Source organism: Paenarthrobacter sp. C1 (assembly GCF_049315185.1).
GTDB lineage: Bacteria > Actinomycetota > Actinomycetes > Actinomycetales > Micrococcaceae > Arthrobacter > Arthrobacter nicotinovorans.
Genome location: NZ_CP186052.1, coordinates 58769 through 82292, shown reverse-complemented (window position 1 = coordinate 82292; position 23524 = coordinate 58769). Strand labels below are relative to the sequence as shown.

The following is a 23524-nucleotide window of genomic DNA, read 5'->3' as shown; positions in this document are numbered from 1 at the left end:
TAAGGACGCTGTCCCACTTCCTTGGAAGTGGAACAGCCAAGAGTGGGACGCTGCCCAGCAGCTGATGGGGTCAGTTAGTGCAGAGAAGTTTGGAGCCGATCTTCGCATCCTTGGCCCAGGACGGGACCAGGCCGCACTTTGCGATCAACAGCCGCCGGTAAAGGGCTCCCTCGTCCAGTCGTTCGGCCACGATTGGCACAATCTGGGTCGGGGCGACGTTCCAGCTCGGCCCAGGAGGGTTGCCTTCAACCTCCTTGGCCTCGAAATGGCTCAGAAGATCGCTCGTTGCTTTGGACATCACGTATCTGCCGCAAATGAGCCCATTCTGCCCACAAAACCTTCAAAGCGTGGCCAGCCGCGGGCCGGCGCCCGGGTACTTCTTGAGGACCTCGCGCAGCTCCCCCTCCCATGACGGAGCTCGCGGTCGCTGTCCTGAGGTGTGGTGTCCCGCGTTGGTACCCATACTCAATCATTACCTCGCTGATTCTTCTCTTGCCGTGGCGCTCATTCGAGCGGCTTTTCCCAATCCGCGAGGTCACGCAGGGATCCAATCACTTGGTAGAGCGCTAGTCTGGCAGCCTCCGTTTTCAGGAATGGGGTCAAGGGAGGTGGCCAATTGAGAGGCTTGTTGTCCGCTGGCCAGATCAGCTTTGCGGGAGTGGCATCGACTCCTCGTTGTGCGTCAAGCCAGATATAGCGGTTATCGGCATTCCAGGGAAGATCTGGTTTGAAGTACTGCTGGATGAAATAGATGCCCTCTATTCCAAGGAAAGAACTCGCTGTGTTGTTTGGTTGGGCCAGTGCCGCTTGGGGGTCCGTGCCTGCGTCCAAGACCAAACGATGGGGTTGGTGCCAGATTGAAACGGTGGACCATGGGGAGTTTGTAATCCCCATATAGATGCGTGCGGACGAAGGTGGCCGGCGGGTCTTCATGAAGGAAGTGAAATCTTCGTCCACGAAGACCCTGTCCTCGACAGGAAGGTACTGGTCATACATAAGAAGGCACTTATATACCCACGCCGCCAGATAAAGCTTTCCTTCAGGGGACACCAAGTGCGGCATGGGAGGTGTCTTCTTGGCCATCTTTCTTAGGATCGGTTTGACTGAAGTCTCCAGTCTCGACATCCAGCCGTTGTTGCAAGCAGCGCAGACGCTCTTTACTTTTACCTCGTGGACGTTCGGCGTCCTCGTACCCCGAGCTTCATCGACCTTGACATAGGTTCCTTGAGAGTTCTTCCTCACGACCGTCTGACGGAAAGGAGCCTGGTAGGAGCCCTTGCGTTGGATGAAGGCCTGAGGAGCGGCAAATTGCCGTAACCACTGGGGAAAGACGTGTTCCACCGTCAAAGGAAACCCACCGCAGAAGACACATGTTCTCATGAGCGCAAAGGCTATCCCGTTTTGTCTGGCTTGGGAGCCACCCTCGTTGAGCGGCACTCATTGATGCGTGCAAAGGACGCTTGTGCGCACTTTGGGACGTTCGTCGGCAACGACCTCACCGTTACTAAGTTGGCAAGCATCGGTCCGGCGGTTCCATCGGCGTTCAGGTGCCATGGTTTTATTTGCACATGAGCAATTCGGACCTGATCGCACTAGTCGCTGGTGTCGTGACACTCGTTGGGGCAGTAATTACGGCACTGCAGTACAGGCGCAGCAACCCCAAATCACGGATATCCGCAGACGTCAGGGCCGCCCCAATAGTAAACAAGCTCGGGCAAGGCAGCGGTTGGGACAAGCTCGTGGTCCAACACTCCGGCAACGTTGTGCAGAACCCCTACGTGCTGATTGTCACTCTTGAATCAACTGGACGAGCGGATATCCAGAGCAGCAGATTTGATGCCGGAAAACCACTCATCCTCGAATGTGGCGCGCCTATTATCGCTCTGCTGAGTGACGATCCTGAAGCCGATCTGGGTAGAGTAAACCCGGCTGGGTTGTTCCGGGCCGAAGGCGATAACGTCCTTTTCGGTCCTGCTCTGTTAAAGAAAGGCCGCCCCGCCCAAACAACGGTGCTGCTCGACGGACGACCTAAGTGGGCGTGGAATGACCGGAACCTCATTGACGTCAAGATCCAGCCTGGCCGAGGTCGAGACGCCGTGGGCTTTCTCCGAGGACATTTCTCATTAGGCACCATTGCAGCAATAGCCACCGTAGGTGCCCTACTTGTGGCTGTGGCGACATTTGCCCTGCAGTTCTTCGGACCTCAGCTTGGGATCGGGAGTCGTTCGGTTCCCCCACCCGTACAAACCCGTTTGGACGGCACCTACCCACAAGCTGGTTGCTCCGTAGATGCCATAACGCTGAAGAGTATCCCCATTGCCAGGGCCTCAGAGCCTTCCCCGTTCGCGTTAGTGACCGTACTGCACTCTCCTGGATGCGAAACGAGCTGGGTCCACGTCAGCAACCAACTCAGCGGAACAACGGTCACGAAGTACATCGAACGAGGCCCTGCTGAGGGCCTCCCTTCAGTTAGCTTCACATCGCCGGATATCACTGGAGATGTGCAAGCAACACCCGAGGCAAAGAACTCCTTCACACGCCAGGTGTACGCACCCGGCTGCGTCCTTGTACGAGTGGAGTTCACGGACGCAACCGGTATTCGTCTGGGTGAGGTGCCTCTGCAGCCTGTGTGTTGATGCTGGAGTAGGCGACAAGAGCAACGTGTCCCACTTCCTTGGATACGGAACGCGGCAGCTGGGACTCCGTTGACGTAAAAGAGAGACGCTGTCGGGTTCACCGACCTGGTAGGCCGCTTAGGCGGGAGCTGGAGCCACTCGGTCGTCCTGCATGGGATCAGGAGGAAGCGGAGCTGGCAGCACCGGGGCGTTGATGAGGGAACGGTCGTAAACGACCAAGGCGTTGTTCTCGATGATCTGTTGCTTCGAGGTCACAAGACCTGTCCGTTTGTCCCGGGTCAGCCTCATCACCCGGTTATGGCGGTAAACCTTATTCCCGGACTCGTAGAAGTAGGCGTCCTCTTCACGGATGTGGAATTTCACATCCGGGACGTGCTCGGCGCGAAGTTCACCACACAGGTATTCGTCGTTGGTACTTACCAGGAATTGGAAAGCCTGGTCCGTGTCATTGCGAACCCGGTAGTCCAAGTAGTTGTAGATGATCGAAGTGCCCGAACCAAACGGGATCTGACGATTGAAGTCCGGAAACAAGTCCAGGTCCCCGTGGTGGTGATGCTCCACCACAGTCAGCTCGCTGTGCAAGACCATCCAATGCAGAAGGTTCGTGAATTGACACAGGCCGCCACCAATTCCGGAATCGGCTCGGCCATGGTTGATGACCAGGCCCTCGCGGTATCCCTTGGCTTCAGTGCAACTCCCTACCAGCTTCCAGAACGAAAAGGTCTCGCCGGGACGAATGACGACAGAGTTCACCAGAGGCGCGGCGATCCCCAGACTTACCGCCTTATTTTCCTGGAGGTGCAAGTCCACGTTGCCCAGCTTGCGGCGGATCAGTGAGTTGTGACGGTAGACAACCGCAGGAAGGACCTCTTCCGGCTGGCGCCGCGCAAAGACTGTGGGAGAGAACAGGTCGCGCAATTTGCGGTTCAGGATCATGCGCTGCACAGAAATGCGGTATGTGATCGGCGAAAGTTCGCAGAAGAGTTTTCGTGCCATGGTTCCCCCGGTAAAAACGCCCACCCAGGGCAAGCCAAACCGGAACGCCCGGCGTCAAGGCTATCTTTCCAGACGCTTGAAGAAATCGAGTAATCGGTGAAACGGTCCGTCCTGAGCCAGTGGAACATGGGCCATCCAACCAACGCCTGAGGTTCATGCGATACCAGATGCCGGCGCAGGTGCCTTAGGTGCCGACCGGGATCGTCCCAGTTCCTTAGAAGTGGGACACCAGCAATGGAACACTCCCCCACCCATCCGAATCTGTCGTTTTCAGAAGCCGACTGCACAAAATCCCGCTGAATTTTGGGGTTTGTGCAGACGGGTTGCGATCAGTGACTGGCCGGTACTCCTGTGCACAAGTGCCCGTTTGTTCAGCACTCCTGTTCACAATCCGCGCCATTGATTTGTCTCGGAACGTTAGGGATTCGAGGCACCTCGGTTATAAGACATGGAGGGGGTTCAGAGAAGGAGCCGGCGCCCGCGGGCGGGATCGCTTATCGGATCAGCTGGTCACTTGTAGGACTAGAACACGATCGAGTCGAAGACGGCGCGTGCCTCTCTCATCAGCTCCGGATTGATTGATTCGTCGATACGGCCCACCGCGACGACAGCCCGCTTGCCGTTCAGGTCGACCACCCGGTAGGTTTCGCGTTCGCCCCGGGTGGAGTACCAGCGTGAGCAGGCTTGTGTATGTCTTGAGTAAATGCATAATTCACCGCCGTCGCAGGCGTTCATGTCCACGTTGGCCTCGACGAAGTGGTCGAACTCGAAGCTTGAGTAGTTGCCCACCGTGACCTTGACGGGAGGGGTGCTTGCCGTTGACGACTGCGCCGCCATCGCGTCAACGAAGGCCTCGGCCGACGAACCGTCATCGGAAAGGGCGCCCCTCCACTTGCATGCGTCCATCGCCACATAGTTGACAGGCAAAAGAGTTATGTGGACGGCCCATTCAGCTGGGTGATCCGGGTCGTCCTTGCCCACACTTCCGCCGTCGAGAGCAAACCAGCCGTCTGGGACGGTGATCTCGAAAGGTTCAGTATGGCCGGCGACGGGGACGAGGTATGTGCCGGCGTCAATGTCTCCACTCTCCGGCAGCGGCGGGAACGGGCGGGGGTCGTTTCCGTCCGGCAGTGGCGGGGCCGTGCGGGCCTCCAAAGTTGGAGAATTGGTGGACGGGAGGGCGACGTTATCGGGCTCATACTCGCACCCGCAAAGACATCCAATCAGGGCGACAATCACCAAGGCCAAGAGATGGCGCAACCGCTGACCGGCCTTTTCGAGGGGTGTCATGGAGCTCATTGATCCACCAGCCACTACAGGGTGCTGTGAGGCCCCGCAGCCGGGTGGCCCCGCGGGCGGCCCGAGATGGAAGGCCGTCGCCTCAAGTCTCCTCCGGCAGAGAACCCGTGACAAGGAAGAACTGCCCGGAGATCAGTTTCGACTCATGCAATCCCCCGAAATGACGAAAGCGCGTCGCTGAAGCAGCGGCGAGGAAACGCCAAATGATTGTGTCAACTTAGATTGGCCCCGGTAGGACGTATATTTTTGGCCCCAGCAGTCTGATGGCGTCGGTTCGCTGCTGCCGGACGTGCAATTGAATCAGTTCTGTTGGGGAACACCTCCACTGTGAGGAGCCCTCTTTAGGTTTGGGTTCCTTCCATGGCGCTGGCTCTACCGGCCATGTGGCCCTACGCATTAGTGGTCGTGGCGTAAACCCTCGTGGAGCTGATCGGGGAACCGGGGGGCGCCTGCCGCAGCCAGCGCGAACCGGGATCTGGCTCCGTCAACTTCCGCGTCGGACGTCGTCAAGAATGACTTTAATGGGGACCGCAAGGCTGACATTCTGGCCCGTGATGGCGCCGGCGACCTGTGGCTTTACCCCGGAAATGGCTCGGCGGGATGGATGCCACGTGTGCAGGTATCCGCCGGCTGGAATAACCAGACTAATAGCCTAGGGATCGGCGACTTCCAAGGCGACGGATTCGTTGACGTAGCCGTCTCCAACCGTGGCGGGATGTGGATAGAGCGCGGTGATGGAAAGGGCGGTTGGCTGAACTCAGCGTGGGCGGGATATGGCTGGTTCTTCGGGTCGGAGGCCATCGGTGTCGGTGATTTCAATAGTGATGGCACAGCTGATGTCGTGGGCCGCGACAGTTCCGGTGTCCTGTGGCTCTACCCCGGCAACGGAACCGGCGGCTGGTTGCCACAGAGCGTGACCGGCGCCGGCTGGAACGCCATGAACTCCCTTGTTGGACCCGGCGACTTCAATGGGGACGGAAAAAACGACATCATAGCCCGGGACTCCATCGGCGACTTGTACCTTTACGAGGGCAGCGGTGGATCCGCATGGCCCACATCGAGGAAAGTGGGCAGCGGCTGGAACATCATGACGGAGATCCTATAACTGTCCTAGCCGGACGTGGTGCCCATTTCCGGATCCGAGGCCATGGGATGTAGACGTCCGGTGGAGGATCCATCACCGTACATGTTCTGGCTAACTCGTTGTATGTCGCTGCGTCCAGGCATCGATCCAGTCCGCGATCAAAGTGTTGCCCATGCGACGCGCGTAGTCAGATGCGGTCATGTAAGACTCGCCCGCAAAAATGCCCGGTGAAGCTGCCGAAACGCTACACAGTTTCCTGTCCCATTTTCTTGGAAGTGGGACACACTCGGTGGGACACTTCCGAGCCGCGGATTCAGTCGGGGCAGCATGCCGGATGTCGCGTGATGCCGCGCCGACCCCTTGGAGGCATCCTCTAACGTGCATGTTGTGCAGACGGCTTTGGGCACTCATTCAGACACAGTCCAGCAATGATGAAATCCCAGTCCAGCGTCCCCGACACACTGTCGTCCCGCATGTTGTCCCAAAACATCCCCTTCCAACAGCTGTCCCAAAGACAACTTCCGGGACAGCTGGGTCGCCGACTCACGAGCGAACCCGCACCCATTCCGGGTACGCAGGGACCCGGCCAAGCGGCTTGGCTGGGGATCAAACCCGTGCCAGCTCCCGCCGTCGTAATGTTGCGCAGGTCACACCTGGCACATACGCTGGGGTGCGCTGCAGCGTGGCAGCAAGGATGAAAGGCAGAAAATTGGCCAGCGACAAGCTCTCCGTAGTTGTTCGCGTCGACGTAGACGGCGAACAGATCCAGATCGCAGCAACGGGCCGCGTCACCACCTCGAGCCTTCAGGGGCTTTACCCCGTGGTTCAGCGGACAAAGGGCCTGGGCGGCGGGCTCGGCGTGGAAATGGACCTTTCGGAAGCGACCATCGACGCAGATGCGCTGGACCAACTGAGGATCTACGCTGAACTCCATGAGGTGCCTGTCCGCCTCAACACTGCGCCCGGCAACGTCGGCAATGTGACCGCCCTGCCCTCCCGGAAACTCCAGACAGCAAGCCGGGCAGCCTAAAAGGAGAACGCATGCGAAAAGTAACCGCCGGACTGTTCCATTCCGTGGATGGCGTGGTCCAGGATCCGTTCAAGTTCCAGTTCGACAGCTTCGACGAGGACCTCGGCAAGGGCCTGACCAAGATGATCAACACCGTGGATACCGTGGTGCTGGGCCGGGTCAGCTACCAGGAGTGGGCCGGATACTGGCCAAACGCCACCCAGGACGATGATTTCGCCGCCTTCATCAATCCCGTCGAAAAATTCGTGGCGTCCCGGACCCTGACCGAACCGCTGGAGTGGCAGAACTCGCACCTCATCAACGGTCCGTTGGAGGACTTCATCACCGATCTCAAGAACCGCGACGGCGGAGAGATCGCCGTATGCGGCAGCATCTCGGTGGTCCGCCAACTCCTGTTTGCGGGCCTGCTGGACGAGCTGACCCTGATGACGCACCCGGTGGTGGCGGGCAGCGGCCGCCGCCTCTTCGAGGACGGCGATCCCCAAAACCGGCTCGTCCTGGAGGACCAGTACGGCACCAGTAAAGGCAACGTTGTGAGCACCTACAGCCTGCGCAAGGACTAGAGAACGCTCGACGGCGGCAGCCGGCTGCCGTCGTCGACCCGCCTCAGCGCTCACCCCAGCAGCAACGCCGCGCCCAGCTCGCTCCGGAAGTAGAGCACACTGTGGCCGTAGCGCGTGGAAGTCACGAGCCCGGCATTCCGGAGCGCCCTGAGATGCTGATTGACTGCGGACGTGGTCACGCCAAAGCGCACTCCAAGCTCGGTGGATGAGGCAGGCGCAGCGAGCGCCGTCAACAGGCTGGTTCGGGCCTCGCCGAGCACCGCCACCACAGCGGCAGGGCTTCTCACTTGCTCCGCTTCCCACATGGCTCCTTGACCGCGGGCCGGGTACATCAGCATCGGCGGGTCACCGTGGTTCACGGGAGCAGAGGCCCTGCGGGTGAACATGGTGGGTACGAGAGTCAGCCCCAGGCCATCAGTCTTCTCGGTCCGTGACGCAGGGTTCTTCAACCGCACGGAGATGACCCGGCCGTCGAATTCCACGGCACCGGACAAGTCGTTGAGCATTGTGAACAGCCCGCCCTGGGCGAGTTGCCTGCCGCGGTAGACGATGTCTGCTTCCAGGATGGTGCGCATGCGCAGCCAGTGCGGTGCGAAGCACGTTTCCCAAAAGTCCTTGAGGATTTGCACGAGGCGCCGGATCGCCGGGCCAACGGGTCCGGCAAAGACTGCGGGCACTTCGCCATGCACCCGGATCAGGTCGCCGTGGAACTGCTCGGCTGAAATTCCCTCCAATGCCGCGAACTCGTCGTCGATCCTGGTCAGAGGGGAATCAGGCCTGGGATTCAGGAAGTCCGGCGTCCAGAGCCGGTGGTCAACCAGCGCCAGCAGACCATCCAGATCCAGGCGGGAACGGGCTTCCTCCGTGCGGCGCAACCACGGCAGCTGAAGAGGGTACTGGCTGGGATCACGGATGGCCCTCAGAGAGAGCCCCAGTTCACACATGGGCGAGATGCCGAAGCGCACCCCGCCCAGGTCGGCGCCGGACAGTACGTACTTCAACATGAAGCATAACGCTACATCACTACCGGCCATCCTCGGCGGGTGACAGAACTAGGGGGTGACCAAAACTCCGGCAGACACCATTACCCCTCCCCGGCACGGCCTCCGCGCCGCCCTTTCCGAACCCAGCCTTAAGATCCTCGCTTCGGCCATTCTGGTCTCCACGGTGGGTCGCGGCATCTTCCTTACCCTGACGGTTCTGTACTTCAGCCGCTTCGTCGGACTCAGCGCCGTGGAAATCGCCGTCATCCTCTCTGTTTCCAGCGGGGTAGGCGTCGCGACGTCGTACATTGGCGGCCGCCTTGCGGACCACTTATCCGCGCGCCGGCTGCTGGTGGTGATGGTCGCCGTCGAAGGTCTCGCTATCGCAAGCTACACGTTCGCCGGGAACTTCGGCACCGCCGTCGTGATTGCCTGCATTACGGTGGGCGTGGACCGCGCCGCGAACGCCACGCGCTCAGCGATCATCGCGCGTGCCTTCGATGGCCCGAACCGCGTCAACGCCCGCGCTGTCCTCCGCACCATCACAAACCTGGGCATCGCGACGGGTGGCATGATCGCCGGATTGGCGTTGCTGGCCGGGACGGCCGACGCGTTCCGGGTGATGATGATCAGTGCCGGCGTCGCCTATGTCCTCAGCGCGCTGCACCTCCGCCGCCTTCCCAGCCGCGTCGACGCGCCGCGACACGACCCCGCCAACCCTGCGCCGAAGCGTGGCATCTCCCCCTTCAAGGATCGCCGCTACGTTCTGTTGACGGTGCTGTCCGGTATTTTCGGCATGCAGTTCGGACTCGCCGAGATGGGTGTTCCGCTGTGGATTTCCCAGGACACCAGCGCGCCGGATGTGCTGATATCGGTGGTCCTGGTCATCAACACTGTTTGCGTCGTCCTGCTGCAGGTGCCGCTCTCCCGCGGCACGGACCATCCTGCCCGTGCCGGGAAGATCGTGCTGACCGGCGGGGTGCTCATGGCCGCGGCTTGCGCGCTCTACGCACTGGCGGGCGGAGTGCCGGTGGTCGCCGCCATCACTCTCCTGTGCGGTGCCGCACTCCTGCACTCGTTGGCGGAAATCCTTTCGCAAGCGGGGGCGTGGGGACTCAGCTTCGAGCTCGCCAATCCACTCCAGGCCGGCGCTTACCAGGGAATGTTCGGCATGGGATCCTCCCTGGGGGCCATGCTCGCACCTCTCGTGGTGACCGCTACCGTCGTCGAACACGGCACGCTGGGTTGGGCCATCCTGGGAGCGGTCTTTGTTGCCTCGGCGGCGGGCGTAGCGCTGATAGCGCGGAAAGCCACGACGACGGCGGTACTCGCCTAACGGGGCGGGCGCAGGGTCCGCCGCCGCCCACCGGCGGGCTGCGCACTGGGTTCCGGCGGGGTTTCCTCGTCCGAGCATTCCGGACACTGCCCATCAGGAAACTCGCCCACTTGCGGCCAGATCCACCCCTCCAAGCACAGGTCATTCCTGCACGACTTTTGCGCCATTGACTGTCCCCCTAAGCCACGTTCCTTTCTACTAAGGTGCACAAAAGCACTGATTCGTTACGCGAAAATCTGCCCCCAGGGCGAGACCGCCGCGAGCAACATCACCACGGAGACGGAGGGATTGAGCCGCCCACCCTGAAACCATGGAAGGAACGAGTGAAGGGGAATCATGGGGGAATGGGTCTGGCCGGCGTACGTGGGCGTGTTGGGAGGAGTGGCCCTCTTTGCGGTGTTCATGGTGCCGATCGTGGCCGTCCAGTACAGGATGTACGGCCGGTTCACGTGGCGCCGGTTTCTGGGTGCCGCGGGGCTCAGCATCTACGGCGTTGCTCTGGTGGCTTACACGCTGCTACCCCTGCCGGACCCCACCCTGTTGAAATGCGGCCCGGGCGGCAGCACCTTCCAGGCGGTCCCCTTCCAATTCCTGGACGATATCCATCGTGAGACCTCGGGCTTGGGGATCACGGGGACACTGACCAGCCGTGCCATGTTGCAGGTTGTGTTCAACGTGGTGCTTTTCGTTCCTTGGGGTGTGATCGCGCGCCGCTACTTGTCGTGGAACATTGCCGTCTCTACGCTGACGGGCGCCCTCGCCTCGGGCCTCATCGAAGCGACTCAATTCACTGGTTTGTGGGGCATTTACGACTGTGCCTACCGCCTTGCCGATGTCGACGATCTCATCACCAACACCCTGGGTGCCCTGATCGGTGCCATGATTGCGCCTTTGGTCCTCTGGTTCATGCCGCAACGACGCGACCTCCGCGCAGCCCGTGGCCAGAGCCGCCCCGTCACTGTCCGGCGGCGCTGGCTCGGGATGATCATCGACTACGTGGCGCTAACGTTCCTTGGCTTCGGCTTCGTTGTGATTTACAGGGTGGGGTTGCTCGCGATCGGTGCGGACCTTCCCGGAGCCGACGACGCCGTCTCCCTCGTCCTCATGCATCTCGTTCCCGGGTTCCTGGTGTTCTACCTGCCGGCGCTTGTGGGTTCCGGCGCATCACTCGGCCAGCGCGCCGTGTGGCTGCAACCGCATTGGCCGGCCACCCGCCGTCGGGCGTTGCTCCGGGCCAGCACCACCGGCGGACTCTATGTTGTGTTGTCGTTCCTGACTGCCCTGATACCGGCAACGGCGTTCGGTCCGCTCTCCGGCCTGCTGCTCCTGGCCGCCTTCGTGGCGGTTCCCCTGACAAAATCGCGGGGACTTTCGGGCGTCCTGACGGGTGCGGAGATGGTTGACTCGCGTGAAATCGAACGACGCCGGGTGGCTGGCCCAGCTCCTCGACCCGCCTAGGGGCCGCACGCCACCTCGGCAGCCGGCTGGTGCGCGAGGTGCGTGTGGCCGGCTCGAGGGGGGGTCTGCTTTCGGGCCGGCCACACTGTCCACTTGGGCAAGCGGACGAGCGCACCTCCAGCTCGCCGACAAAAAGGCGGCATGGATCGTTGCGCCGTGACCGGCCGAGGAGGGGGTCTCAACACCTCATAGGCCGTGGCTGCTGTTCTACATCCGGAATGCGCTCTGCAACCTGTCACTACTTAGTAGTGGCGCCACCTGATGGAACGTGTCATGGTCCAGGTCACTTTCTTTTTATCTTTTTTCGGGAGCGTCTTTCGGGACCGTCCGGCTACTTTTTCCCGGCCTTCAGATCGGAGACAACTTTGGCGATACGTCGCGCGCGGGTCTCAGCAGTCCTGGCGTCTCCGATCGGTTCCACATAACGCCGCTGGGCACTGTAGTTGAGCGTCCCGTAGAAGGCTTTGGCTTCGGGTTCAGCATCCAGGGCTGCAGCGAGATCGTCCGGGACTTCCATTACACGCGGCTGGGTGTCGACTTCCAGGCCGACCTCCACCGTGTCACCGGCAGCAGCGCCGGTAAGCGCGCGGTTCGCCGCGCTCACGCCCACCATGTACTTTCCACCCATCACCGCGATGCTGCTGCGATAGCTTTGGCCGTTGATGGTCACCACCACGGGCGGCTTCTTTCCAGCCCCCAGCGCATCAACGACATCGGCGGGAACCTCTATGCCGGCCTTGTTTCCATCGCCCACGATGGTGGTTGTGAATTGCATGACCCAAGTATGCCGTCAGACGCCAGTAGACGCACCCGGTCAGTAGTACTAGGTTTCACATAACGCCCGGAACAGCCAACCCAAGGAGCAGGACCATGGACGAGCAGGATCTTCTGGAACGAATCCAGGCATTGGTGGAAGAAGAGCATCATCTGCGCGACTCGGCGGGATCGGAGACCGACGGTGACGACAGCCGCGCGCGTCTCTCCCAGCTGGAAGCCCAGCTGGACCAGTGCTGGGACTTGCTGCGGCAGCGCCGGGCCAAGAAGCATGCCGGGGAGAACCCGGACGACGCCGAGGCCCGCCCGATCAGCGAAGTCGAGGGCTACAGGCAGTAGTTCTGCCGGGCGAACCTAGGCGCCCTCGAGAACCTGGCTCGTCGCCCACGCCAAGTACTTGGCGGCGTTGGCGACTGCATCGGCAACATCCGGAACGCCGTCCTTGCGCTGCGCGACGTCCAGCAACTGCGCCGCAGCCACGATCCCGTGCTTCGCGAGATCCTCGGGGGTCACAGTGATACGGCCTGCCACCGCGATCACCGGAATGCCGTGCACGCTGGCCGCGTCAGCCAGTGCGATGGGCGCCTTTCCGGTGAGGGACTGTTCATCCATGGACCCCTCCCCGGTAATCACAAGATCGGCTTCGCTCAAGTGCGAGGCCAGCCCGGTGAGACCGGCCACCAGCGCGAAACCACCTTCCAGCGCAGCATCCGTAAACGCCAGGAACGACGCCGGGAACCCGCCCGCCGCTCCAGCTCCCGGAACGTTCACGTCGCGGCCGGTGGTTTCCCGAAGGAGCGATGCCCAGTTGCGGAGCCCGGCGTCGAGCTTTTCGACCGCGTCCTCATCCGCACCCTTTTGCGGACCGAAAACGTGCGCGGCACCATCCGGCCCGTACAGCGGGTTCCGGACGTCGACGGCGATGCGGAACTTCACGGCCGACAGCCGGGGATCCAGCTCCGAGACGTCCAGGGCAACTGCGTCTGCGAGTGAGCCACCGCCCAGCGGGACCACATTTCCTGCCGTATCGAGCGGTTTGAGCCCCAGCGCACGCAAGGCTCCGCTGCCGCCGTCGGACATTGCCGAGCCGCCCACACCGAGCACGATCTCAGTGGCCCCGGCATCCAGCGCGGCGGCGATCAGTTGCCCGCAACCGTAGCTGTGGGCGCGCAGGGAGTTCTCCGGAGTCGGCTCCATATGCGCCAGGCCTGAGGCCATGGCCGTTTCGATCACAGCAGTCACCCCGCCGAAGGAGTCCTTCCGGATCCCCCACGAGGCACCGACCGGCTTGAGGATGGGACCAACTACGGCGTTGTTCCGTTCCTCATAGCCCGCGGCAATGGCGGCATCCAGCGTGCCTTCGCCGCCATCGGCTACCGGGAACTGCGTGGTCACGGCATCCGGGTAAACGCGGAGCGCGCCCTCGGCCATGGCTGACGCGGCTTCGGCGGCGGTCAGGGATCCCTTGAACTTGTCCGGGGCAATGAGGATACGCATGGGACCATCTTGCCAGCTTTGCCGGGAAAGCGCTTGCCCGAACGTAACGTTGCGTTGACGGCGTCGCAGTAGTTCCCGCCGCACGTCTCCCCTCGCACCAGGGGGCTACCCGCCCAGCACCCGCACAGGGTCACCCGCCAACCAGGCCTTGACGTCCTCAAACGCCTCCCCGTAGAACTTCCGGTAGCTCTCGTGCGTCACGTACCCGACGTGCGGCGTGAGGACAGTCCGCCGGGAATGCAGGAGCGCGTGCCCTGCGGGAAGGGGCTCCTCCTCGAAGACATCAAGGGCTGCGCCCCGGATCCAGCCCTCCTCCAGGGCGCGGATCAGGGCAACCTCGTCAACCAAGGGGCCTCGGGCGGTATTGACCAAGACCCCGTCGGGACCCAGCAGGCGCAATTCCTCCGAGCCCACAATGCCCTCGGTTCGCTCGGAGAGCCGCAGGTGCAGCGTCACGATGTCCGACTCGCTGAACAACTCCTCTTTACTGACCAAGCGGGCACCTGCCGCCTCAGCGGTCTCCGCGGTGAGGTTCTGGCTCCAGGCGAGGACGTCCATGCCGAACGCCTTGGCGTACCCGGCCATGCGCTTGCCGATCTTCCCCAGGCCAACAATGCCAAGCGTCTTGCCTTCAAGTTCAAATCCGACGCCGGTCTGCCACTCCCCCGCCCGCAGTGAGTTCTCCTCCATAGGCAGGTTCCGTGCGAAAGCGAGCAGAAGGGCCCAGGTGAGCTCCGGCGCCGCGGCAGGGGATCCACCGGTTCCGCACACCACGATCCCCCGCTCGGATGCGGCCTCCATGTCAATCGCGGCATTGGCCATGCCGGTGGTCACCAGCAGCTTCAGATTGGGCAAGGAATCCAGGACACTTTGCGGAAAGCGGGTCCGCTCACGCATCGCGACAACGATGTCGAACGGCGTCAAGGCGGCCACAGCCTGCTCCTCCGAGACGAACGGTGCGCTGAAAACGCTGACCTTCACGCCGTCGTCGGGCAGTGAATCCCAAGGAGCGTAGTCCCCGGAAACCTGCTGGTAGTCGTCAAGAATGGCTAAACGGAACTTCGTCACGGCTGTCTCCTCCCGCAGCGGCTGGTGGTACTGACCACCATCTCACGTTAGGTTTTTGAGTGTGACGCAAAATGTGACCTCCGCCATCCCCAAGCCCGAGCATCCCCGCCCGCAACTGGTCCGCGACAAGTGGATGAACCTCAACGGCACCTGGGGTTTTGAGATCGACGCCGGGGACTCCGGCGTGGAGCGCGGGCTCGCCACCCGCGAACTCAATAGCTCGATTCTGGTCCCGTTCGCCCCGGAATCGGCCCTTTCCGGGATCGAGCACATCGATTTCATGGAAGCCGTCTGGTACCGCAGGACCGTGAGCATTCCCCCGGAGTGGTCCGGACACAACGTGCTCCTCCACTTCGGCGCTGTGGACCACGACGCGACAGTCTGGGTGAATGGCGTCGAGGTTGCGCGGCACAGGGGTGGTTTCACTCCGTTCACGGCCGATCTGGGTGGCATCGCGGAGCCTGGGACGGATGCCGTTATCGTTGTCCGCGCCAGGGACTCGCGGCACGGGATGCAGGCACGCGGCAAGCAGGCCACCTGGTACAACAACACGCATTGCCAGTACACGCGCACCACCGGAATCTGGCAGACGGTGTGGATGGAGGCCGTGCCCGAGGTTTACATCAAGCGCCTCCGGATGACCCCCAGCCTGGCCGATTCAAGCATCACGGTGGAGGTCCCGCTCAGCCGGAACCGGAGCGGGCACACAGTCACTGCCGTCCTCAGCGATAAGGAAGACCTGCGGATTGAGGCGGAGGTCAAGGCAGACCTGGACCTCACGCCGTCGCTCCGGCTCACCGTCCCAGCCGAAGCGATGCGCCCCTGGTCGCCGGAGGACCCGTTCCTTTACGACATTGACGTGAGCGTGCGGGACGGCGCCGGCGAGGTGGTGGATCGAGTGAGCAGTTATGCCGCCATCCGCTCGATTGCCTTGGACGGCAAGGTTGTCCGCATCAATGGCAATGCGGTTTTCCAGCGGCTGGTCCTGGACCAGGGCTACTGGCCGGACTCGTTGATGACCGCCCCCGATGAGGCCGCCTTGGTCAAGGACATCGAGCTGTCCATGGCTGCGGGATTCAACGGCGCCAGGTTGCACCAGAAGGTTTTCGAAGAGCGTTTCCTGTACCACGCGGACCGTTTGGGCTATCTGGTGTGGGGCGAATTCGGTGACTGGGGCGTGTCGGGCGGCGGCACCATCGGCCACAACCAACAACCGACTGCCAGCTTTGTGGCGCAGTGGCTGGAAGTCCTGCAGCGCGACTTTAACCACCCGTCCATCGTCGGCTGGTGTCCCCTCAACGAGACCCACCAAGTGCTGCATGACCGCCTCACTGTTCTGGACGACGTCACCCAGGCCATGTTCCTGGCCACCAAGCTCGCGGACCCCACACGGCCCGTGATCGACGCATCAGGCTACTCCCACCGGATCCGGGACACGGACATCTACGATTCCCACTCCTACGAACAAGATCCCGACCGCTTCCGCATCGAACAACAGGGCCTTGCTGACGGGAAGCCATACATTAACCGGAAGGACGACGGCGAGGAGTACTCGGTACCGTACGCCGGGCAGCCATACTTCGTCTCCGAATTCGGCGGTATCTGGTGGAACGAGGCCGAAGCGCGCCAAGCAGCAGAGGCGGCAGGCACCGACGTCGAAAGTTCCTGGGGCTACGGCCAGCGCGTCAGCAGCAAAGAGGAGTTCTATGCCCGCTTCGAGGGACTCTGTGGCGTCCTGCTGGATAATCCGGACATGTTTGGGTACTGCTACACGCAGCTGACGGATGTCTTCCAGGAGAAGAACGGCATCTTCACGTTCGATCGCAGCCCCAAGTTCGACCTCGAGAGGATCCGGGCGGCGCAAGTCCGGCCGGCAGCCATCGAAACCCGGAACTAACCCCGCCGAGTTTGGCTAGACCCACTGGCCTCGACGGACCAGGACTTCCTTGAGCAGATCCAGGCGGTCGGACACGATCCCGTCCACGCCAAGATCCAGGAGCCGCTCCATCTCGGCGGGTTCGTTGATGGTCCACACATGCACGTGGCGGCCCAAGCGGTGCGCGCGGCGCAGGAACCCGGCCGTCACCACCTGCACCGGCCCGTAGCGGACAGGAACCTGGAAAACGTCGACGCCGGCAAGCAGCCTGCGTGCCAAAGGTGCCGGCAGCACGGGGCCCAGGAGGACAAACAGAGCGGTGAGGGAGCTGCCCGCCGACGAAGCAACGCGATTCGACAGCTTGGCCAGGACTGCCCTGCGGCGCCTGTCGGAAAAGCTGGTGACCAGTACGCGATCATGGATCCCGTGCCGCTCAATGGCCTCGGCCATCGGGCGCACCGAATTCCAGTCCTTGATATCCAGGTTCAACCGGGCATCCGGCAACGCGGCCACCAGCTCATCAAAGGTCGGAACAGGTTCCACACCACCGATTCGTGCCCCGGCTACCTCTGCTGCCGTCAACTCCGCGATCTTGCCGACAGAATCGGTCACGCGGTCCAAGGAAGAGTCGTGGAAGACCAGCAGCACGCCGTCCGATGTGGTGTGGACGTCCGTTTCCAGGTGCACGGTGCCGAGTTCCGCCGCGGCTTTGAAAGCCGCCATGGAGTTCTCCAGGCCATCCAGTGAGAAACCGCGGTGCGCGAAGGCCAAAGGGCCCAGCGAACCGTCCTTGCGGAGGAAATAGGGCAGCGTCACACCCGTAGCGTAGCCGAACGGCTCTCCCGACGGCGCGTGTGCCAGGCGCGTGCGTCACGCGCCACATGTCAGGCCTGGCGCGTCAGGCTTCGTGCGGAACTATCGCCACGCCGTCGCTGACGTGAACCAGCGTCCTGCCGCGGCCGCCGTCGAGCTCCACCCACACGGCGGTGGCATCGCCGGTGACGGCGTCAATCACTCCCGCCGACTCATACCCGGGCGTGAGCGTGACGCTGACCCGGTCGCCCTGGCGCAAGGAACGCCAGTGGTGATCCGGTTCGACGCGCCGCACCGGCGCCGTGTTGAAATCGTTGATCCTGCGCTTGGCCATGATTCCCCCTGCATTTCGACTGGTAGACACGATGCGAACGGGTCCGTGGCTGGAAGCCTACGGGCGCAAGGTGAACGCCGGTTGTATGGAGGCTGGGAAGTCGGTGACAGCCTGAAACTGCAAGACTAGGGACATGACTGTGTTGATTGCCGGATGCGGCGACCTTGGAACCGAAGCCGGACTTCGCTTCGCTGCGGCGGGCCACGAGGTTGTGGGCTTGCGGCGTTCCCCCGGCAAGCTGCCTCCGCAGATCCGTGGCGTCTACGCGGACCTTTCCGTGGAGCTCCCGGAGTTGCCGGCCGATGTGGACATTGTGGTGGTGGCCGTCGCAGCCGACGCCTCCACAGAAGAGGCCTATCGCGCGGCCTACCTGAACGGCGTGAAGAACGTCCTGGATGCGCTGGAACGGCAATCCATCGAACCGCGGCGGATCCTCTTCGTCTCCTCCACCGCTGTGTACAAGGATTCCGGTGGAGCTGTTGTGGACGAGTCCACACCCACGGAACCCACGCGGTTCAGCGGCAAGGTCCTGCTGGAAGCGGAGGAACTGCTGTTCGCCCGGACACACGGAACGGGCACCCGGCCAACCTCCCTCCGGCTCGGCGGGATCTACGGCCCGGGACGCACCCGGCTGATCGACCAGGTCCGGAGCGGCAAGGCCGTCATCCCCACCCAACCCCGGCACACCAACCGCGTCCACAGGGACGACGCCGCCGCCATGATCGTCCACCTGACCACAATGGGAGCTGCCCCGGACGAGGTTTACGTGGGCGTTGACGATCACGCCGCCGAAATGGGCGACGTCATGCGGTTCCTCGCGTCCGAGCTGCAGTGCCCTGAACCCCCGACGGCGGCACCTGAGGGCCCGTCCGACGCCGGCCCCGGCGATAAGCGCTGCTCCAACAAACGGCTCCGCGCGACGGGTTTCGAGTTCACTTTCCCGAGCTACAAAGAGGGCTACCGCGCGTTGCTTTCCGGCGAGGGCGTACGCCACCCGTGAAGCCCGTGCTGCGTGCCACAGGAAAGCAGGGATGGGGGCGGGCCTACTTCGCAATGCAGGCGGTTGCCGGGCTGGCTTGGTGGACCCTGGTTTTCCTGGCACCCCCGGTGCGTGCAGCCACCCTGGGCGCCCTTGACCCCGTCGCTGTGGCCGCCCTCGACATTCCGCTGTTCGTGCTCTGTTCGGCCCTCGCAGCTTGTGGCATCCGGTGGGCGGCCGTGGTGGCCACGGGCTGGACTGCTTTGGTGGCAGCCGCGCTGGCTGTCTACGCCACATTCACCACGGAAGCGGGCCTGGGCGTCCTGATGATGATTGCCGCTACCGCCTGCTCAGGCCTGGCGCTCTGCTTCGTCCTGCTGGGGCGGGTTCCCACGGACTGGATCATCCGCGGCCCGTTCGCGTTCCGCTCCGCCGCTTCGAACCGGCCTGCAACGGCCCACGTGAGCGCGACCATCGCGCAAATGATCCTCTTCTGGGGCTTCTTCCTTGTCGCAGTCCCGCTGGTCATCTCATGGTTGGAAGGTCGATGGCTGGTGTCCCTGCCTGTCCCGCAGTTTGCCGTCATCGCAGGCGCCGTGGTCCTGGTGCTGGCGAGCATTCTCGGCGTCTCGTCCGCTGTAACCATGTCATCCAAGGGCCGCGGCACCCCGCTGCCGTCGGCCATGCCCAACCACCTCGTCATCGCCGGGCCGTATCGCTGGGTCCGCAATCCGATGGCCGTTGCCGGCATCGCCCAGGGCATCGGGGTGGGACTCATCCTGGGGTCCTGGCTCGTGGTCGCCTACGCGATGATCGGCTCGTTGGTCTGGAACTACGCCGTTCGGCCGCTGGAGGAAGCAGACCTCGAAAACCGCTTTGGAGCCGAATTCCGCCGCTACCGTTCGTCAGTGAGCTGTTGGCTTCCCCGCGTCGGGCGGAACTTCGGGCGGAGCTAGACCCGCTGCTCCGTCAGTTTCGCCTCCAGAACCTGGGCCACGCCGTCGTCGTCGAAATGCGGCGCCTGCCGGCCGGCAGCGAGGATCGCTTCGGGGTGCCCGCTGGCCATGGCGTAACCGTGGCCAGCCCAGCGGAGCATCTCGATGTCATTGGGCATGTCCCCGAACGCAACAACATCGGCGGCTTCGATCCCCAGGGACTCTGCGTACTTGGCCAGCGTGACTGCCTTGTTGATCCCCGGCACGGACATTTCCAGCATCGCAGTCCGGGGAGCTGAGTGCGTGGTGGACACGAGGTGCGCGACAGCCGGCTGCACCTCGGCCAGGAACTCGTCCGGCGTCCCCTTGCGGGTAATGGCAAGGAACTTTACGACGGCGTCATCCGCCGTGAGCGTCTGGTCCAGCGGTTTTGGGGTGAACTCGGCAAGCAGTTCGCTGGTTTCGTTTTCGATGAACCCCGGCTCCAGCTGGAAGCCGGTGAGCGTCTCCACAGCGAACAGGGCGTCAGGCCGGATGGACTTGATGATCCGGCGGGCCTCAAAAACGGACTCCGCATCGAGGACGCACGAGGAGAGTGCCTTCTCCGTTTCCAAGTCCCACACCACGGCACCGTTGGAACAGATCACGATTCCGCTGTGCCCGAGCTGCTCCTGGAGCGGGTACAGCCAGCGCGGCGGACGGCCCGTGACGAAGACGAGTTCCACTCCGGCATCGCGGCATGCCTGGAATGCCTTGATGGTCCGGTCACTGATTTTTCCGTCGTGACCGAGGATGGTGCCGTCTATATCGCTTGCTACGAGCCGCATCATGCCAGTCTACGTTGGAGCGAAACAGGCGGCTGCGCACCGGAAAGCCTCCACATTTCCAAAACCGGGAGCATAGGCTGAGTTGATGAGTGACAAGACCATGAGCGAAGAACACAGCACACGCGGCGCGTACGTCACCGGCGGTGAGTTCACCCGCGACACCAACTACATCGAGGACCGCATCACCCGCGACGGCGCTGCCGGCCCAAACGGAGAACCCGGCTGGCCCGTAGAGCCCGGGCGCTACAGGTTGATCGCGGCCCGCGCTTGTCCGTGGGCCAACCGCTCCGTAATTGTGCGGCGGCTCCTGGGACTTGAGGATGTCATCAGCCTCGGCCAGCCTGGCCCCACCCACGATGCCCGCTCCTGGACTTTCGACCTTGATCCCGGCGGCAAGGACCCCGTACTGGGGATCGAGCGTCTGCAGGAGGCGTTCTTCCGCCGCTTCCCGGACTACCCGCGAGGCATCACCGTCCCGGCCATTGTCGATATCCCCAGCGGCGAAGTAGTGACCAACAACTACCCGCAGATCACGCTCGACTTTTCCACGGAGTGGACGGAGTTCCACCGCCCCGGGGCGCCCCAGCTGTATCCGGAGCACCTCCGCGAGGAAATCGACCAGGTCAACAAGCGCGTATTTACCGAGGTCAACAACGGCGTCTACCGATGCGGCTTCGCAGGATCACAGGAAGCCTACGATGCCGCCTACGCGCGCCTGTGGACTGCTTTGGACTGGCTGGAAGAACGGCTCAGCAGCCAGCGGTATCTTGTGGGCGACTCCATCACTGAGGCTGACGTCCGGCTCTTCACCACCTTGGCACGCTTCGACGCCGTCTATCACGGGCACTTCAAGTGCAACCGGAACAAGCTCAGCGAAATGCCTGCGTTGTGGGGCTACGCAAGGGACCTCTTCCAGACACCGGGCTTTGGGGACACCATCGACTTCGTCCAGATCAAGCAGCACTACTACATCGTCCACGAAGACATTAATCCCACGCAGATTGTCCCCGCCGGTCCGGATCTGTCCGGCTGGCTGACGCCCCATGGACGGGAATCCCTGGGCGGCAGTCCGTTCGGAGACGGCACTCCCCCGGGTCCGGTGAAGGCCGGGGAAGAAGTAGCTCCGGGGCACGGCGCCGGCTAACCGCTGGTGCGTGTCAGGCCGGCCCGTGGTTCAGCTCGGCACGCGTCGGCGGGTTGGCGCCGGCGCGTGAAACGGTCACGGCGGCGGCGCGGCTGGCATGCTCCATGATCGCCGCGAGCATTTCTGCGGGCATGGCCCTCAGTTCCCCGCGGTTCTGCGCGCCGTCCAACCCATGATCCACAATCGCGGACAGCAGCCCTGCCATGAACGAGTCGCCGGCACCCACGGTGTCCACGACATTCACGGATGGGGCCGGAACTTGGGTTTCGCCTGCCCGGGTGATACCCCATGGGCCGCGTGAACCGCGCGTCACCACTACCAGGGCCGGTCCTTCTTCGCCGCCCAGGGACAGCCAGCGACGCGCGGATTCCGTAGGATCGACGCCGGGATACAGCCACTCGAGGTCCTCGTCGGAAGCCTTCACGACGTCGGCCAGCGCTACGAAGCGCTCGGCTTGCGTCCGCGCGTACTCAACGTCCGTGATGATGCTTGGCCGGCAGTTGGGGTCGAAGCTGATGGTGCTGTTCGGGTGGGCATGCTCGACGGCGGCAAGAACCTCCGCGGCACCAGGCTCCAGGAAGGTGGCAATGGAGCCCGTGTGCAGCAACGTGGCACCCTGCAGCATCAGGGGCAACCTACCGGCGAGGCCGGGGAGTTCCCAGGTGAGGTCGAAGGCGTAGGTGGCGGCGCCGTCGTCGTCGATCCGGGCGGTGGCCACGCTGGTTGGCTTCTCATCCGGCGGAAGCGGCACCATCACGGAGCTTGAGCGCAGGTGCGCTGCGACGGAGTCTCCGTAGGCGTCCTTGCCGTAGCGGCCGATGAACTGCACCGGGTGGTCCAGCCTGGCCAAGCCGACGGCAACGTTGAGCGGACTGCCGCCAACGTGCGCCTCAATTCCAGAGGAGCGTTGGACGACGTCTACCAGGGCCTCACCAATGACTGTCAGCATGGGTCAACTCTGCCAGAGGTGAAGCGCAGCGGCCCAACAATTACGACAGCAGTCGCTGCACCAACTCGCGGCACTTCTTGTAGGCAACGGCCTTGGGGTCGATGAGGTCGAAATGGTCGCCCGGGACCCGCAACAGCTGGGCGGAGCCCCCGGCCGCCGTGGCTGCGGCAACGTAGGCCTCGGACTGGCTTGCAGGAACGTCCTCGTCTTCCGTGGCGTGAACGGCGTAGACGGGGACGTTGATCGGCAGCGAGCTCATGGGGTCGGCGTATTTATGCCGTTTGGGGAATCTGGCCGAATCCCCGCCCATCAGGTTGCAGACGGCGCCGTTGCTGAGGTTGAGCTTCTCGGCTGCCGCAAGGTTCAGGAGGCCGGACTGGCTCACCACGCCCGTCAGGTGCACGGCGTTGTCCTCCGGTGCCCGCTGGAGCTGGCGGTCGGCGTCGGGGGCTCCGATCGCAGAGAGGCGGTGCCTGCCCGCAGCCCATACCGCGAGGTGTCCTCCGGCGGAGTGGCCCAGTGCCACCACTTTGCCGAGCTGGAGGTCGTGGTCCCCGGCTATCTGCGACAGGTGGTCGATCCCGGCCAGGATGTCCTCGAACGTATGGGGCCATCCACCGCCGTTCCCGGCCCGCCGGTATTCAAGGTTCCAGGCGGTAATTCCGTGCGCTGCGAGGTCCCGCGCCAGCGGTTCGCCGAGCTCCGCGCCGTATTGCGAGCGCCAGTAGCCGCCATGGATCACAACGGCTACTCCACCGGCCACAGCTGATGCGCCGCGATGGTTTCCGTTGTTCGGTTCAGGTATGAAGAGTTCGCCCCACTGACTGGGGTGTTCGCCGTAGCTGTACTTGTGCCGCAACATTGCGCCCTCCTTTGTACTGAGCCTATCGTGACGGTTCCGAAGTTTGGCTAGAGGCACCCCGACGGCGGGTGGCCCGGTTCA

General features: G+C 63.0%; 24 protein-coding genes. 11 read left to right on the top strand and 13 right to left on the bottom strand.

Annotated elements, in window-relative coordinates; genetic code table 11:
- Nucleotides 1–70 precede the first annotated feature (70 nt).
- Together ACNAOU_RS00410 and ACNAOU_RS00405 are read right to left on the bottom strand one after the other, a co-directional pair.
- Nucleotides 71–298, bottom strand: coding sequence for an SOS response-associated peptidase family protein (locus ACNAOU_RS00410; protein ID WP_055976606.1), 228 nt, complete (start codon nucleotides 296–298; stop codon nucleotides 71–73).
- A 206-nt stretch (nucleotides 299–504) separates the two neighbouring features.
- Nucleotides 505–1437, bottom strand: a complete 933-nt coding sequence (locus ACNAOU_RS00405) for a hypothetical protein (RefSeq protein ID WP_156369828.1) — start codon at nucleotides 1435–1437, stop codon at nucleotides 505–507.
- 131 nt (nucleotides 1438–1568) lie between these two features.
- On the opposite strand from ACNAOU_RS00405, the gene ACNAOU_RS00400 reads away from it, so the two are divergent.
- The gene (locus ACNAOU_RS00400) at nucleotides 1569–2636 is read left to right on the top strand and encodes a hypothetical protein (protein WP_189076499.1); all 1068 of its coding nucleotides are present in this window, start codon (nucleotides 1569–1571) and stop codon (nucleotides 2634–2636) included.
- Nucleotides 2637–2753: 117 nt separating this feature from the next.
- Here the strand turns inward: ACNAOU_RS00400 and ACNAOU_RS00395 are convergent, their stop codons facing one another.
- Nucleotides 2754–3632 (bottom strand): VanW family protein, encoded by an 879-nt coding sequence (locus tag ACNAOU_RS00395; RefSeq protein ID WP_055976812.1) that lies wholly within the window; start codon nucleotides 3630–3632, stop codon nucleotides 2754–2756.
- A gap of 522 nt (nucleotides 3633–4154) precedes the next feature.
- The gene (locus ACNAOU_RS00390) at nucleotides 4155–4922 is read right to left on the bottom strand and encodes a hypothetical protein (RefSeq protein ID WP_422757785.1); all 768 of its coding nucleotides are present in this window, start codon (nucleotides 4920–4922) and stop codon (nucleotides 4155–4157) included.
- A gap of 484 nt (nucleotides 4923–5406) precedes the next feature.
- Between ACNAOU_RS00390 and ACNAOU_RS00385 the strand changes: the two genes are divergently transcribed.
- From ACNAOU_RS00385 to ACNAOU_RS00375, 3 genes are all read left to right on the top strand, one after another.
- Nucleotides 5407–6036 (top strand): FG-GAP repeat domain-containing protein, encoded by a 630-nt coding sequence (locus ACNAOU_RS00385; RefSeq protein ID WP_156369829.1) that lies wholly within the window; start codon nucleotides 5407–5409, stop codon nucleotides 6034–6036.
- A gap of 673 nt (nucleotides 6037–6709) precedes the next feature.
- Nucleotides 6710–7045, top strand: coding sequence for a hypothetical protein (locus tag ACNAOU_RS00380; RefSeq protein WP_079582011.1), 336 nt, complete (start codon nucleotides 6710–6712; stop codon nucleotides 7043–7045).
- A gap of 11 nt (nucleotides 7046–7056) precedes the next feature.
- Complete coding sequence (locus tag ACNAOU_RS00375; protein WP_064722292.1) at nucleotides 7057–7608, top strand: dihydrofolate reductase family protein; 552 nt, start codon at nucleotides 7057–7059, stop codon at nucleotides 7606–7608.
- A 50-nt stretch (nucleotides 7609–7658) separates the two neighbouring features.
- Here the strand turns inward: ACNAOU_RS00375 and ACNAOU_RS00370 are convergent, their stop codons facing one another.
- A complete protein-coding gene (locus tag ACNAOU_RS00370) occupies nucleotides 7659–8612 on the bottom strand; it encodes a DUF5937 family protein (protein ID WP_422757784.1) in 954 nt (317 codons plus the stop codon).
- Between the two features lie 55 nt (nucleotides 8613–8667).
- Between ACNAOU_RS00370 and ACNAOU_RS00365 the strand changes: the two genes are divergently transcribed.
- Both ACNAOU_RS00365 and ACNAOU_RS00360 read left to right on the top strand, forming a co-directional pair.
- Entirely contained in the window at nucleotides 8668–9927 is a 1260-nt protein-coding gene (locus ACNAOU_RS00365; RefSeq protein WP_422757782.1) for an MFS transporter, read from the top strand.
- A 336-nt stretch (nucleotides 9928–10263) separates the two neighbouring features.
- Nucleotides 10264–11385 carry a VanZ family protein gene (locus ACNAOU_RS00360; RefSeq protein WP_189076493.1) on the top strand — a complete coding sequence of 374 codons (1122 nt, stop codon included), beginning with the start codon at nucleotides 10264–10266 and terminating at the stop codon, nucleotides 11383–11385.
- 331 nt (nucleotides 11386–11716) lie between these two features.
- On the opposite strand, the gene ACNAOU_RS00355 is transcribed toward ACNAOU_RS00360, so the two are convergent.
- On the bottom strand, nucleotides 11717–12160 hold the full coding sequence (locus tag ACNAOU_RS00355; RefSeq protein WP_189076492.1) for a YdeI/OmpD-associated family protein: 444 nt from the start codon (nucleotides 12158–12160) through the stop codon (nucleotides 11717–11719).
- A gap of 95 nt (nucleotides 12161–12255) precedes the next feature.
- On the opposite strand from ACNAOU_RS00355, the gene ACNAOU_RS00350 reads away from it, so the two are divergent.
- Nucleotides 12256–12498 carry a DUF2630 family protein gene (locus tag ACNAOU_RS00350; protein WP_018778415.1) on the top strand — a complete coding sequence of 81 codons (243 nt, stop codon included), beginning with the start codon at nucleotides 12256–12258 and terminating at the stop codon, nucleotides 12496–12498.
- 15 nt (nucleotides 12499–12513) lie between these two features.
- On the opposite strand, the gene ACNAOU_RS00345 is transcribed toward ACNAOU_RS00350, so the two are convergent.
- Both ACNAOU_RS00345 and ACNAOU_RS00340 read right to left on the bottom strand, forming a co-directional pair.
- A complete protein-coding gene (locus ACNAOU_RS00345) occupies nucleotides 12514–13656 on the bottom strand; it encodes a glycerate kinase (protein ID WP_422757781.1) in 1143 nt (380 codons plus the stop codon).
- Between the two features lie 105 nt (nucleotides 13657–13761).
- Nucleotides 13762–14724, bottom strand: a complete 963-nt coding sequence (locus tag ACNAOU_RS00340) for a D-2-hydroxyacid dehydrogenase family protein (RefSeq protein WP_422757780.1) — start codon at nucleotides 14722–14724, stop codon at nucleotides 13762–13764.
- Between the two features lie 73 nt (nucleotides 14725–14797).
- On the opposite strand from ACNAOU_RS00340, the gene ACNAOU_RS00335 reads away from it, so the two are divergent.
- On the top strand, nucleotides 14798–16621 hold the full coding sequence (locus tag ACNAOU_RS00335) for a glycoside hydrolase family 2 protein (protein WP_422758705.1): 1824 nt from the start codon (nucleotides 14798–14800) through the stop codon (nucleotides 16619–16621).
- A 15-nt stretch (nucleotides 16622–16636) separates the two neighbouring features.
- Here ACNAOU_RS00335 and ACNAOU_RS00330 read toward each other — a convergent pair whose 3' ends face one another.
- Both ACNAOU_RS00330 and ACNAOU_RS00325 read right to left on the bottom strand, forming a co-directional pair.
- Nucleotides 16637–17416, bottom strand: coding sequence for a glycerophosphodiester phosphodiesterase (locus tag ACNAOU_RS00330; RefSeq protein WP_210078025.1), 780 nt, complete (start codon nucleotides 17414–17416; stop codon nucleotides 16637–16639).
- 82 nt (nucleotides 17417–17498) lie between these two features.
- Nucleotides 17499–17747 (bottom strand): hypothetical protein, encoded by a 249-nt coding sequence (locus ACNAOU_RS00325; RefSeq protein WP_055976641.1) that lies wholly within the window; start codon nucleotides 17745–17747, stop codon nucleotides 17499–17501.
- A gap of 133 nt (nucleotides 17748–17880) precedes the next feature.
- Here ACNAOU_RS00325 and ACNAOU_RS00320 point away from each other — a divergent pair, with 133 nt between their 5' ends.
- Nucleotides 17881–18747, top strand: coding sequence for an NAD-dependent epimerase/dehydratase family protein (locus ACNAOU_RS00320; RefSeq protein WP_422757778.1), 867 nt, complete (start codon nucleotides 17881–17883; stop codon nucleotides 18745–18747).
- Nucleotides 18748–18800: 53 nt separating this feature from the next.
- Entirely contained in the window at nucleotides 18801–19682 is an 882-nt protein-coding gene (locus ACNAOU_RS00315) for a methyltransferase family protein (protein WP_422758704.1), read from the top strand.
- Here ACNAOU_RS00315 and ACNAOU_RS00310 read toward each other — a convergent pair.
- The gene (locus ACNAOU_RS00310; protein WP_200942166.1) at nucleotides 19679–20488 is read right to left on the bottom strand and encodes an HAD family hydrolase; all 810 of its coding nucleotides are present in this window, start codon (nucleotides 20486–20488) and stop codon (nucleotides 19679–19681) included. The two genes, ACNAOU_RS00315 and ACNAOU_RS00310, sit on opposite strands and share 4 nt — an antisense overlap.
- A gap of 85 nt (nucleotides 20489–20573) precedes the next feature.
- Between ACNAOU_RS00310 and ACNAOU_RS00305 the strand changes: the two genes are divergently transcribed.
- Entirely contained in the window at nucleotides 20574–21632 is a 1059-nt protein-coding gene (locus ACNAOU_RS00305; protein WP_018778424.1) for a glutathione S-transferase family protein, read from the top strand.
- A 13-nt stretch (nucleotides 21633–21645) separates the two neighbouring features.
- Here ACNAOU_RS00305 and ACNAOU_RS00300 read toward each other — a convergent pair whose 3' ends face one another.
- Both ACNAOU_RS00300 and ACNAOU_RS00295 read right to left on the bottom strand, forming a co-directional pair.
- A complete protein-coding gene (locus tag ACNAOU_RS00300) occupies nucleotides 21646–22581 on the bottom strand; it encodes a carbohydrate kinase family protein (protein ID WP_110504841.1) in 936 nt (311 codons plus the stop codon).
- Between the two features lie 40 nt (nucleotides 22582–22621).
- Nucleotides 22622–23443 (bottom strand): alpha/beta fold hydrolase, encoded by an 822-nt coding sequence (locus ACNAOU_RS00295; protein ID WP_018778426.1) that lies wholly within the window; start codon nucleotides 23441–23443, stop codon nucleotides 22622–22624.
- Between the last annotated feature and the right edge of the window lie 81 nt (nucleotides 23444–23524).

Bases quoted from the DNA above. Each gene is read 5' to 3' on its own strand.
- ACNAOU_RS00410 (WP_055976606.1), bottom strand. From the start codon at position 298: ATGTCCAAAGCAACGAGCGATCTTCTGAGCCATTTCGAGGCCAAGGAG.
- ACNAOU_RS00400 (WP_189076499.1), top strand. From the start codon at position 1,569: ATGAGCAATTCGGACCTGATCGCACTAGTCGCTGGTGTCGTGACACTC.
- ACNAOU_RS00395 (WP_055976812.1), bottom strand. From the start codon at position 3,632: ATGGCACGAAAACTCTTCTGCGAACTTTCGCCGATCACATACCGCATT.
- ACNAOU_RS00390 (WP_422757785.1), bottom strand. From the start codon at position 4,922: ATGACACCCCTCGAAAAGGCCGGTCAGCGGTTGCGCCATCTCTTGGCC.
- ACNAOU_RS00380 (WP_079582011.1), top strand. From the start codon at position 6,710: ATGAAAGGCAGAAAATTGGCCAGCGACAAGCTCTCCGTAGTTGTTCGC.
- ACNAOU_RS00375 (WP_064722292.1), top strand. From the start codon at position 7,057: ATGCGAAAAGTAACCGCCGGACTGTTCCATTCCGTGGATGGCGTGGTC.
- ACNAOU_RS00370 (WP_422757784.1), bottom strand. From the start codon at position 8,612: ATGTTGAAGTACGTACTGTCCGGCGCCGACCTGGGCGGGGTGCGCTTC.
- ACNAOU_RS00360 (WP_189076493.1), top strand. From the start codon at position 10,264: ATGGGGGAATGGGTCTGGCCGGCGTACGTGGGCGTGTTGGGAGGAGTG.
- ACNAOU_RS00355 (WP_189076492.1), bottom strand. From the start codon at position 12,160: ATGCAATTCACAACCACCATCGTGGGCGATGGAAACAAGGCCGGCATA.
- ACNAOU_RS00350 (WP_018778415.1), top strand. From the start codon at position 12,256: ATGGACGAGCAGGATCTTCTGGAACGAATCCAGGCATTGGTGGAAGAA.
- ACNAOU_RS00345 (WP_422757781.1), bottom strand. From the start codon at position 13,656: ATGCGTATCCTCATTGCCCCGGACAAGTTCAAGGGATCCCTGACCGCC.
- ACNAOU_RS00325 (WP_055976641.1), bottom strand. From the start codon at position 17,747: ATGGCCAAGCGCAGGATCAACGATTTCAACACGGCGCCGGTGCGGCGC.
- ACNAOU_RS00320 (WP_422757778.1), top strand. From the start codon at position 17,881: ATGACTGTGTTGATTGCCGGATGCGGCGACCTTGGAACCGAAGCCGGA.
- ACNAOU_RS00315 (WP_422758704.1), top strand. From the start codon at position 18,801: ATGCAGGCGGTTGCCGGGCTGGCTTGGTGGACCCTGGTTTTCCTGGCA.
- ACNAOU_RS00310 (WP_200942166.1), bottom strand. From the start codon at position 20,488: ATGCGGCTCGTAGCAAGCGATATAGACGGCACCATCCTCGGTCACGAC.
- ACNAOU_RS00305 (WP_018778424.1), top strand. From the start codon at position 20,574: ATGAGTGACAAGACCATGAGCGAAGAACACAGCACACGCGGCGCGTAC.
- ACNAOU_RS00300 (WP_110504841.1), bottom strand. From the start codon at position 22,581: ATGCTGACAGTCATTGGTGAGGCCCTGGTAGACGTCGTCCAACGCTCC.
- ACNAOU_RS00295 (WP_018778426.1), bottom strand. From the start codon at position 23,443: ATGTTGCGGCACAAGTACAGCTACGGCGAACACCCCAGTCAGTGGGGC.